Genomic DNA, 10636 nt, shown 5'->3' with positions numbered 1-10636 from the left:
CGAGACGCCAGTTTCGGTGGAGGCTCCCTTGAGATACCACCCTTCGCACTCTTGATGTCTAACCGCGGCCCGTTATCCGGGTCCGGGACCCTGCATGGTGGGGAGTTTGACTGGGGCGGTCGCCTCCCAAATCGTAACGGAGGCGCGCGAAGGTAGGCTCAGACCGGTCGGAAATCGGTCGTTGAGTGCAATGGCAAAAGCCTGCCTGACTGCAAGACTGACAAGTCGAGCAGAGACGAAAGTCGGTCATAGTGATCCGGTGGTCCCAAGTGGGAGGGCCATCGCTCAACGGATAAAAGGTACTCTGGGGATAACAGGCTGATGATGCCCAAGAGTCCATATCGACGGCATCGTTTGGCACCTCGATGTCGGCTCATCTCATCCTGGGGCTGGAGCAGGTCCCAAGGGTATGGCTGTTCGCCATTTAAAGAGGTACGTGAGCTGGGTTTAGAACGTCGTGAGACAGTTCGGTCCCTATCTGCCGTGGGTGTAGGATACTTGAGAGGAGTTGCCCCTAGTACGAGAGGACCGGGGTGAACGTTCCACTGGTGGACCAGTTATCGTGCCAACGGTAGTGCTGGGTAGCTATGAACGGACAGGATAAACGCTGAAGGCATCTAAGCGTGAAGCCCCCCTCAAAACAAGGTATCCCTTGAGGGCCGTGGAAGACCACCACGTCGATAGGCCGGAGATGTAAGTGCAGCAATGCATTCAGTTGACCGGTACTAATTGCCCGATTGGCTTGATTTGATCCAGTAGCAGCAAGGCTCATGATCAAAAGCAGGTGTACACAAGGTTAGAAAAGAACGCTCCGCGCAGGCGCAATGCCGGAGGCCGCATCCGCGGCACGCGAGCTTCTCCTGATACGCGACTTGGACATGGCTTCTTCCTCGGTTTGGTGGTCATAGCGTTGGCTAAACACCCGATCCCATCCCGAACTCGGCCGTTAAGGGCCAACACGCCGATGGTACTGCGTCTCAAGACGTGGGAGAGTAGGTCACCGCCAAACCTAGTAAGAAGCCAACGTTCTCTCAAAACGATACCAAATACCCCGATCGCAAAACAAAGCCCTCGGGACTAACGCGGGGTGGAGCAGCCCGGTAGCTCGTCAGGCTCATAACCTGAAGGCCGCAGGTTCAAATCCTGCCCCCGCAACCAATACTCTCAAATATATCAGACTCTTAGGACCCGACGCAAACCGTCGGGTTTTTGCTTTTGAAATTCTTGTCAACACCTGGTCAACGTTACACGAGCCCCCCATCGGCGGGTCAGATAATCGTCGCCAGAGGCATCCGTCACTTCGGGAGATCATCCCGAAACCGGTCCATCTGGTGCATCCGCTCGTGCAGGATCGTGACGATGCCGACGTCACCTCGCTGTTCAAGCCGGGGCAGGTTCTGTTCGGCAAGCGCCGCGCCTATCAGCGCAAGGTGGCGGTGGCGGATTTCGAAGGGGTCTGTTCTGGCGACATCTATGTGCTGGAGCCGGCGAACGACCGGCTGATGCCCGAACTGCTGCCGTTCCTGTGCCAGACCGATGCCTTCTTCGATCATGCCGTCGGCACCTCGGCAGGGTCGCTGTCGCCGCGCACCAACTGGACCAGCCTTGCCAGCTTCGAGTTCCTGCTGCCGCCGATCCAGCAGCAGGCGCGGTTGGTGGAGGCGGCGTCTGCCTGTCGCACCGCTCTGTATGCCCTTCAAGATGCCTACGGTTCAACTGTGGTGGCAGAGGCTGCCTATGGGAAATCAGTTTCAGATTCCCTCAGCAAGTCAGTGCCACTGGTCGCGATAGGTAATGTTGCCGATGTGCAGTATGGACTAACGGTAAACCAGAAACGCGCCGAGAGCTCGGCCTGCAAACCCTATCTGCGGGTGGCCAATGTCCAAAGGGGGGCGCTTGATCTCGAAGAAATCAAGGAGATTGGGGTTTTTGACAGTGATACGGTCCACGAGCTAAAACTTGGCGACGTTCTGGTTGTGGAAGGTCATGCGGTGAGGTCTGAGATCGGGCGCGCAGCCATTTGGCAAGGTGAGATTCCCGGGGCGCTGCACCAGAACCATTTGATCAGAATTCGTGCGTCGGGTGATATGCTCCCGCGCTACATTTGCGAAATGATCAACTCGCCACATGGGCAGAAGTATTTTCAGACGCGCGCGAAAAGTTCGAGCGGCCTGAACACAATCAACTCTAGCGTTGTTCGCGAGTATAAAATTCCTCAGCCAGCACTTTCAGAGCAGCAGCAGGTCGTATCAGTTTTCGAGGTTATGAGCGTTCAACGCGGAAATTTGACCCGACGGATTGAGGAAGCTCAAAAGTTGTACGCGGACCTTCTATCTGCGATTTCCGGGCAGACAACATGACCTTCACCGAAGCCAACACCGTCGAAGCCCATCTGCGCGACCTTCTCGCGGGCGCGGCCTCGGTCCGTCCGACGCAACTCTCCATCGGCCTCGCCCGCTCGGGCGGCAGGATCGCGGGCCTCGGCTGGCACTACGTCGCCCCTGCCGACCTACCCCGCCAGCCGCAAGAGGTGCTGGTCGAACCCCATCTGCGCGACGCCCTGATCCGCCTGAACCCCTATATCGCCGCTAACCCTGGCCGAGCCGATGACGTGCTCTACCGCCTGCGCGCTATCATCATGGGCGCGCGGTCGGACGGGCTGGTGAAGGCGAACGAGGAATTTGCGGCATGGGCGCTGGGCGAACGATCGATGCCCTTCGGCGCGAATGGCGAACACGTCACCATCCGCCTGATCGATTTCGACGACATCGAGAAGAACAGTTTCGTCGTCACTCAGCAGTTCACCATCCGCGCAGGCAAGTCTGAGAAGCGCGCCGATCTGGTGCTGCTGGTCAACGGTATTCCGCTGGTCCTGATCGAGGCCAAGACGCCGGTACGGTCCAGCCAAAGCTGGCTCGACGCCGCGTTGCAGGTGCATGACGACTATGAACGCAACGTGCCCGAGCTGTTCGTGCCAAACGTCTTTTCGGTGGCGACCGAGGGCAAGGAGTTCCGCTACGGCTCGGTCCGGATGCCGGTCGACATGTGGGGCCCTTGGCGCGACGGCGACGGGCCGCATACGATGGGCGCGGTGGAAAAGGCCGCCGCCTCGATGCTGCGCCCGGCCATGGTGCTGGACATGCTCGACAGCTTCACGGCGTTCGCCACGCAAAAGGGCAAGCACCGCATCAAGATCATCGCCCGCTATCAGCAGGTGGACGGGGTCAACAAGATCGTCGCGCGGGTCGTGGCGGGCCAGCCGCGCAAGGGGCTGATCTGGCATTTCCAGGGGTCGGGCAAATCGCTGCTGATGCTGTTCGCCGCACGCAAGCTGCGGCTGCACCCGGCGCTGAAGAACCCCACGGTGCTGATCGTGGTGGACCGGATCGATCTGGACAGCCAGATCTCGGGCACCTTCTACGCCGCCGACATGGCCAACATGGTCCGCACGGAAAGCCGCAAGGAACTGGCCGACCTGCTGGCCAAGGACGCGCGGAAGGTGGTGATCACCACGATCCACAAGTTCGCCGAGGCCGATGGCGTGCTGAACGACCGCGACAACATCATCGTGCTGGTGGACGAGGCGCACCGCACGCAGGAAGGCGATCTGGGCCGCAAGATGCGCGATGCGCTGCCGAACGCGTTCCTGTTCGGCCTGACCGGCACGCCGATCAACCGCGCCGACAAGAACACCTTCTACGCCTTTGGCGCCGACACGGACGAAGGCGGCTACATGAGTCATTACAGCCTCGGGGACTCGATCCGTGATGGCGCGACGAAAGAGCTTCATTTCGAGCCGCGGCTGGTGGACCTGCACATCGACCAAAAGGCGATCGAGGAGGCCTATGCCGAGCTGACGCAGGGCCTGACCGACGAAGACCGGGATCGGCTGGGCAAGGCGGCGGCCAAGATGTCGATCCTGGTGAAGTCCCCGAAGCGGATTGCCGCAATCTGCGCCGACATCGCCAAGCATTTCCAGGAGAAGGTCGCCCCCAACGGCTTTGGCGCGCAGGTCGTGACCTTCGACCGTGAGAGTTGTCTGCTCTACAAGCAGGAACTCGACCGGCACCTGCCGCCCGAGGTTTCGGACGTGGTGATCTCGGTCAACAGCGGCGAGCCTGAATACGCGGCTTTCAAGCGCGACCGGGATGCCGAGGAGAAGCTGCTCGACCGGTTCCGCGACCCGAAGGACCCTCTGAAGATCATCATCGTGACGTCGAAACTGCTGACCGGCTTCGACGCGCCGATCCTGCAGACGATGTACCTGGACAAGCCGCTGCGCGACCACACGCTTTTACAGGCGATCTGCCGGACGAACCGCCCCTATGGCGAGCAGAAGACCCACGGCCTGATCGTCGATTACCTCGGCATCTTCGACGACGTGGCGCAGGCGCTGCAGTTCGACGAGGAAGGCGTGAAAAAGGCGGTGTCGAACATCGCCGAGCTGATCAACGCCCTGCCGACTGCCCTGCAGAAGTGCCTCGGCTATTTCGCGGGCGTGGACCGAAGCCTGACCGGCTACGAGGGACTGATCGCCGCGCAGGAGTGCATCCCGAACAACGACCTGCGCGACGCCTTTGCGGCCGATTTCAGTGTGCTCGCGCGGATCTGGGAGGCATTGTCGCCCGATTCGGTGCTGACGCAGTACGAGACCGACTATCGCTGGCTGGCGCAGGTCTACGAGTCACTTAAACCCTCCAGCGGCACAGGGCGGCTGCTGTGGCACCGGCTGGGTGCAAAGACCATCGAACTGATCCACGAAAATGTCCATGTCGATGCGGTGCGGGATGATCTCGATACGCTGGTTCTGGATGCCGACCTGCTGGAAGCGGTCCTCGGCAACCCGGACCCGACAAAGAAGGCCAAGGAAATCTCGGTCAAGCTGTCGGGGCGCCTGCGGAAGCATGCGGGGAATCCGAAGTTCAAGGCGCTGGGCGAGCGGCTGGAAGACCTGAAGAACCGACACCAGCAGGGTCTCTTGCTGTCAATCGACTTTCTGAAGGAACTTCTGGCGCTGGCAAAGGACGTGGTGAAGGCAGAGCGCGAGACGCCAGAGGAAGAAGACAGCGACCGGGGCAAGGCGGCGTTGACCGCGCTTTTCGAGGAAGCCCGGAACGGCGACACGCCCGTGATGGTCAAGCGGGTCGTTGACGATATCGACGAGATCGTGCGTGCGGTCCGTTTCGATGGCTGGCAGGCCACGCATGCGGGTGAGCGCGAGGTCAAGAAAGCGCTTCGCCAGACGTTATTCAAATATCGCCTGCATCAGGATGCAGAGTTGTTCGAGAAGGCGTATGGTTATGTGAAGGAGTACTATTGAGAAAGCGCCAGTAATTAATTGGCAATGCGGATCACTTCACCTCCCACACCTCGCCGCTGTCCAGCTGCTTGACGAAATCCACCGCCTCGCCGTTCCAGTGGTAGGCGAAATGCGCGCCTTGGGTGGGGATGGGGATCACGTCGGGCCAGAAGACGGCGATGCACTCCCCATCGGGATACCGGATGCTGGGCCAGGTGATGCCGTTTGACCCGGCCGCGCGCCGCTCGGCACCGAAATCCTGGGAGGCGCGATAGTCGTCGGGGTCCAGCAGGTCCGCGCGGCCGGTGGCGTCTTCGAGTTCGGCATCAACGGACCCTATCAGTTCGCGGAACTGCGATGTCCAGCCGGGTGCCTCGTTCGTGGCGCGCATGAAGCGGGCGTGGTGGTGAATGGTTTCGGCGATAGCCACCTCGGTGCGGTCGCCCGCATAGTAGAGGCCGAAACTGCCGTCCGAGAACCGCCCCGGCCGCAGGGGCGAGCAGTGGACGAAGGGCGCCATGACCCAGCTGGCACCCGGGCCGGTGACGCGACGCGCAACCGGCACCTTTGAGAGATCACCGATGCTGTCGCGGATGCGCGGGTTGAACTTGGCCTCGGCCGAGGCCAGCGCCTCCCAATCGGCGGGGTCGGCGATGTCTTCGAACAGGTCGATGGGCGGGTGGATCGAGCGGATGATGCGGACAGTGCGGGGCCATGTCACGCGACGGACAGGCACATTCACCATGCACCCCGTTCGGCATCCAGATAGGCCCGCAGGTCGATCAGGTCGGTGATCTCGCCGCGCAACATGATGTCCAGCGCGCTGCGCCCGCCGAAAGCCTCGCTGGGTTTCCGGATCCACGCATAACCGCGAGCGGGGTCGGAGAAGAGGTAACGCAGCGCTTTGTGGATGCCCATCAGGATCGCCATCCGCGCGCGCAGGTCCCGGTCTATCCGCCCGATGTCGCCAACCTTCCAGCGCGCCCAGGTGCGCTGCGCCATGTCGCCCAAGAGAACGCGCGCGTCGCCATCTGTCAGGCCCCAGGCGCGGAACAGGTTGACGGTGGTGCGCGCCAACGCCGCCGCTTCCTCGTCCGTGATGACGGGAAGGTCGGGGCGCGCGATGATCGGCTGGACCGTGGCGAACTGCATGGTCATTCTCCTTTGGCATCAAGATAGTCATTTTATGCCAAAAGGCAACGATAATCCCTTACCGCGATGAACGCACCATGAGCCAAGGCGTCGCCTTTGGCATCGCCGACGTGACCTCGACCTCGCGCAGCATCCCGCCCGCGATCAGGCCCTCGCGCACCCAGCCCAGCGCCTGCCACCAATCGCCATAGCCGCGCCGGGCGGCCTCGATCTGATGGGGGTGAGGTGAGAAGGTGACCGGGCAGGCGAGGATGTCGATGGTTTTCCACGTGGCCCGCGCACCCGGGCCACGCACGCGGACACGCTCCGTGCCCACGACGACAGCGCCTGCGTGCATGCCGTGCTGGTTCTGCTTGACGATGGTCGGCACGCAGCGCGGGACGGCGCCGGGCATCCAGTCCGGGGTCAGCCCGGCGCGAGCCAGTTCGGCGACACGGATCGCCATGCGCTTACCGCCGAGGCTGTCGGGGATCCCGGCGACGGTGGCGGCGATGACCTCGGCGTCCTCGTGGGTGTAGCCGCCGATCTTGTGCTGGCCTCCGTCGATCTTGCAGCCCAGCACAGCCCGTTGCAGCAGAACGTATTCCAAGCCGAAGCCGAACCCTTCCTCGGTGACGTCCGGAGGCAGGGGCAGTTCCAGCTGCGCCTGTTCGATCCGGAACGCCCATTCCAGCGCGGCTTGCACGCCCAGCGCGCGTCTCATCTTGGTACCGCTGACGCGGCCGTAGAAACTCATGGCTGCAATCCTTCAAGGAAATCCATCTGTGCCGGGGGCTGGGGCGCATTGGTCGGCCGCCATATCCATGGGCCCGAGGCCATGGGCAGTTGCGAGAGAGCGCCACGCATGTGCTGCTGCCAGAGGGTGAACTCCGTTGCCGAGCAGGCGCAGAGCGCGTGCCCGATGGGCCAGCCCATCAGCCATCCGACGAAGAGCGGGTTCAGCCGCCGCCGCGACCGGCCCTTCAGGATCCGCCGCGAGACGACGCGCCCATGCGAGGCAATCATCGAAGCCCAAAGCGGGCGCGAGATCGGGGCGTGTGGCAAGGACCGCCGCCCATCCGGCAAGGTCACCGGGACCTGGTGGGTGAAGCCTTGTTCCGCCCGGTAGTGCAGCAGGTCCATCCGGGACTTGCCGTCGGTGCGGGTGATGCTGGCCTCGGAACTGCCCTTCCAGTTCTGCGCCGCTGGGGTCGGCCAGTGGTTCGGCAGGGCCTTCGCGATGCCCAGAGCCAGCGCCTCGGCCTTGCGGGTGAAGTCGCTGTTCTCGGCCGGGTTGTAATCGCCAGTGCCGGGATGCAGGCTCATCGGTGTTGGCCAGGATGAAGATGCGGAGCCGCTCGTGCGGCGCGCCGACCTCTGCCGCCGAGAATAGGCCCGCCGCAGGCGTGTAACCCAGTCCCCAAAGCTCTCGCAGGACGGTCTCGAGCCCGAGGGTGACGTGTCCGGCGACGTTTTCGAGGAAGACCCATTCCGGGCGGCATTCCCCGATGACGCGGGCGACATCGGGCCAGAGGTGACGCGGGTCGTCGGCGCCGCCCCGTTTGCCAGCGGCGCTGAAGGGCTGGCAGGGATATCCGGCGAGGATGGCATCGAAGGCCCCGCGGAAGGGCCGGGCATCGAAGCTGCGCAGGTCGGTCCAGATCGGGGCCGGGGCGAAGTAGCCTGCGCGCGGGGCGGCGATGAGGACCGCCGTTGGCCAGTCCTCCCATTCGACGAAGGCGCGGGTGTGATAGCCGGGCTCGGCGAGCATGAGGCCCAGATCAAGGCCTCCGCCGCCTGCGCAGAGGGACAGTCCGTGCCAGGGACGTGACACCATGCCATTCACCGCACTCCTCGCTCACGCAGGCGCTCGGGCGTTACCAGGCCGCGGGCCAGCATGGCGTCGCGCATGGTGTTGCTGATCGCGCTGATCGGCAGATAGCGGTCGGAGTTGAGAAGGCGGCCGGATCGGTGATCGGGGGCGCGGGCGGGGCTGGGGGCGCCTTGGGCTTGCCCCGCTGCCGACCAACATTCTCGGCCTTGCGCTGGGCCGCGCGCTGCATGGCGCGGTCGAGCGCCTTCGGGCCATCGGGCGGTTCGGGATGCTCCCGGCGGGAGGCTTCGGCCGTGGCGATGATCTCGGCCTCGGTCAGCCCGAGCTCGTCGCGCCAGCGCTGGACGTGCAGCCGCGGCGGCCAGCCTTGCCACCAGCCGGGCAGGGCGGCGGGATCGAGGCCCAGCGCGTCGAGCAGCGTCCCGAAAACCTCATCGGAAATCACCGCGCGCGCTTGCGCGCCATCCTCCTCCTTTACTGGTTCTCTTAAAGGTTCTCTTACAGGGTTAGTGTCCGAATTTCGGACACGGCTTTCGGCGTTTTCCGGACACGGGTTCCCCGGAAAATCGGACACGGGCCTCGCGCCAGCCCCGTGTCCGAAATCCGGACACGGCAGGGCATCGGCCGAGTCCTCCAGGGCCGAAGCGTCTGTGCCGTCGGGGCTTTCTGCGCCCGCGTTCTCACCGTGTCCGGTTTCCGTACACGGCACCACATCCACAGGTGTGAACCCCGGCTCGAACCCCAGAATGTAGCGGGTCGGCAGCTGGCGCTTGGTCACTGGATCGAGCCGCGGCACGCGCCGCAGCAGGCCCACCGCCTCCAGCTGGCCAAGGTGATCGTTCAGCGTCGAGCGGCTGATCTCACAGTCGTGCGCCAGCCGGTCCTGCGAGGGGAAGCAGCCGTAATCGGGGTTGAACCGATCGCAGAGGTGCCAGAGCACGATCTTCGTCGTGGGCTTCAGCCCGCGCTGCTTGATGGCCCAGTTGGTGGCCTCGTGGCTCATGGCGCGGGCCTCCGCGGGGCAGGGGCGATGCGCGTCGTGAAGCCATGATCGGCCAGCGCGCCCAGCGCATCGTCGAGACTGCGCACCAGCGCCCAGCCAAAGCCCTGCGCCTGAACTGCGTCGCGGAACGCCTCCTGCTCCGGCCGCAGCCGACCCTTCGGTGCCTTCAGTTCGAGGAACAGGATGCGGCCGCCGGAAAGGACCATCAGATCCGCGAAACCGGCATGAACGCCCATGCCGACAAGGATCGCCTGGCGCTTGGCCCCGCGGGGCCCGGCCTCGGTCACCTCGTTGGCGCAGTGGTGGATGATGGCCGAGCGGGGCAGGGCGATGCGCAGGGCCTGCACGACGGCACGCTGCAGATCGGCCTCGGGGGTGCCACGGCGTTTCATTGCGCGGTCCTCCCTTGATCTTCGCGCTGGGCGCGGGCGATGGGGCGCCGCGCGTCGATCACCAGCTGGAGGCGCCGGGCGTCGGCCCGCTCGGCCGCGCTCTCGCCATGGGTGGCAAGGACCGTGCAGGCGAGGCGGAGCAGCTGGTCGCTGTGATGCGCGGCATCGGCGATGACGGCGCTGGCCTCGGCCACCCGATCGGCGGGCCAGGCGGAAGTGCGGGGCTGCACCATCATGTCCGCCCCCGCGATTTGCGCACCGGATGCGCTTGCTCCTGCGCCCGGATCCATTCCTGAACCGCAGCGCGGCGGTAGTAGGTCTTGCGACCTATGCGTGTGCAGGGCGGCCCCTGGCGTCGGGCTTCCCAGCGTGACAGGGTGTCGGCGGTCAGGCCAAGCGCCTGCGCCAGCTGTTCGCGGCTGATCCAGTCGGCCAGCAGATCAACAATCTCCGCGTCCGGTTCAGTCTGGATGTCTTTCATCGGCTGCTCCCTCGTGTCCTGCGCCCCTCGGGGTCAGGAGCAGCGAAGCAGAGCGGCCGGGCCGGAAAACAGGCGGAAGGTGGAATTGCCGGTTCCGGCCTTGTTCCGCCCCTGTTTTCATTGGGGATAATTTGAATACGAGCTGCTGCCGGGGAATTTCTGGTCGCCGGGCAAGGGCCAAAATGCGACGTCTTCCGGCCGCAATTCCGGTGCGCTGGGCCGCTATCGCCCCTGTGGCCCGCATTGTCCTCGGTTCAACCGCGTTCGCAGGATTTGACGGGGGCGGAATTGGCGGAACCTGTTGTTCCGGTCGCCTCTGGGCGGGGTTCGGCGATATCCACAGGAACTTGTCGATCACTGCCGTTGTTCACGGGCTCGTGAGTAAACACACGCTTGGCGTGTGCGTAAACTTTCCGGGAGCAGTCCACAAGAATCGAAAAACGAACATAACCAGACGCCAGTGCCGCAACCGGTATGGCTCTGGATTACAGGCGGT

General features: G+C 63.9%; 9 protein-coding genes, 1 tRNA gene, 2 rRNA genes and 2 pseudogenes (1 of these 14 only partly in view). 5 read left to right on the top strand and 9 right to left on the bottom strand.

Annotation, left to right across the window (positions count from 1 at the left end):
* From AC4PTB_RS10690 to AC4PTB_RS10670, 5 genes are all read left to right on the top strand, one after another.
* Nucleotides 1–750, top strand: a 23S ribosomal RNA gene (locus AC4PTB_RS10690); it begins 2085 nt to the left of the window's first position.
* A 144-nt stretch (nucleotides 751–894) separates the two neighbouring features.
* Nucleotides 895–1009 (top strand): 5S ribosomal RNA (gene rrf, locus AC4PTB_RS10685).
* Between the two features lie 72 nt (nucleotides 1010–1081).
* Nucleotides 1082–1158 (top strand) — tRNA-Met (locus AC4PTB_RS10680).
* A gap of 173 nt (nucleotides 1159–1331) precedes the next feature.
* A complete protein-coding gene (locus tag AC4PTB_RS10675; RefSeq protein ID WP_492189940.1) occupies nucleotides 1332–2360 on the top strand; it encodes a restriction endonuclease subunit S in 1029 nt (342 codons plus the stop codon).
* Nucleotides 2357–5320, top strand: a complete 2964-nt coding sequence (locus AC4PTB_RS10670; RefSeq protein WP_492189939.1) for a type I restriction endonuclease subunit R — start codon at nucleotides 2357–2359, stop codon at nucleotides 5318–5320. Before AC4PTB_RS10675 ends, AC4PTB_RS10670 begins: the two co-directional genes overlap by 4 nt.
* A 31-nt stretch (nucleotides 5321–5351) precedes the next feature.
* On the opposite strand, the gene AC4PTB_RS10665 is transcribed toward AC4PTB_RS10670, so the two are convergent.
* The 9 genes and pseudogenes from AC4PTB_RS10665 to AC4PTB_RS10625 form a co-directional block, all read right to left on the bottom strand.
* Nucleotides 5352–6044 (bottom strand): RES family NAD+ phosphorylase, encoded by a 693-nt coding sequence (locus AC4PTB_RS10665; protein WP_492189938.1) that lies wholly within the window; start codon nucleotides 6042–6044, stop codon nucleotides 5352–5354.
* Complete coding sequence (locus tag AC4PTB_RS10660; protein WP_492189937.1) at nucleotides 6038–6451, bottom strand: antitoxin Xre/MbcA/ParS toxin-binding domain-containing protein; 414 nt, start codon at nucleotides 6449–6451, stop codon at nucleotides 6038–6040. Before AC4PTB_RS10660 ends, AC4PTB_RS10665 begins: the two co-directional genes overlap by 7 nt.
* Before the next feature lie 58 nt (nucleotides 6452–6509).
* Nucleotides 6510–7187 carry a hypothetical protein gene (locus AC4PTB_RS10655; protein ID WP_492189936.1) on the bottom strand — a complete coding sequence of 226 codons (678 nt, stop codon included), beginning with the start codon at nucleotides 7185–7187 and terminating at the stop codon, nucleotides 6510–6512.
* Nucleotides 7184–7756: a DNA methyltransferase gene (locus AC4PTB_RS10650; RefSeq protein ID WP_492189935.1), complete on the bottom strand. Its 573-nt coding sequence runs from the start codon at nucleotides 7754–7756 to the stop codon at nucleotides 7184–7186. Before AC4PTB_RS10650 ends, AC4PTB_RS10655 begins: the two co-directional genes overlap by 4 nt.
* Nucleotides 7757–7808: 52 nt before the next feature.
* A pseudogene (locus AC4PTB_RS10645) lies at nucleotides 7809–8201 on the bottom strand (DNA cytosine methyltransferase); the annotation flags it as partial.
* A gap of 71 nt (nucleotides 8202–8272) precedes the next feature.
* A pseudogene (locus AC4PTB_RS10640) lies at nucleotides 8273–9267 on the bottom strand (helix-turn-helix domain-containing protein).
* Nucleotides 9264–9659: a VRR-NUC domain-containing protein gene (locus AC4PTB_RS10635; RefSeq protein WP_492189934.1), complete on the bottom strand. Its 396-nt coding sequence runs from the start codon at nucleotides 9657–9659 to the stop codon at nucleotides 9264–9266. The pseudogene AC4PTB_RS10640 and the gene AC4PTB_RS10635 overlap by 4 nt, the downstream one beginning before the upstream one ends.
* Nucleotides 9656–9892 carry a hypothetical protein gene (locus tag AC4PTB_RS10630; RefSeq protein ID WP_492192627.1) on the bottom strand — a complete coding sequence of 79 codons (237 nt, stop codon included), beginning with the start codon at nucleotides 9890–9892 and terminating at the stop codon, nucleotides 9656–9658. The genes AC4PTB_RS10635 and AC4PTB_RS10630 overlap by 4 nt, the downstream gene beginning before the upstream one ends.
* Nucleotides 9892–10140 carry a helix-turn-helix transcriptional regulator gene (locus AC4PTB_RS10625; protein WP_492189933.1) on the bottom strand — a complete coding sequence of 83 codons (249 nt, stop codon included), beginning with the start codon at nucleotides 10138–10140 and terminating at the stop codon, nucleotides 9892–9894. Before AC4PTB_RS10625 ends, AC4PTB_RS10630 begins: the two co-directional genes overlap by 1 nt.
* Nucleotides 10141–10636 lie beyond the last annotated feature (496 nt).

This window comes from Rhodobacter sp. 4.3.4 (assembly GCF_058724655.1).
Note: the sequence above shows the minus strand (reverse complement) of the source record. Positions and strands in the feature narration are given on the sequence as shown.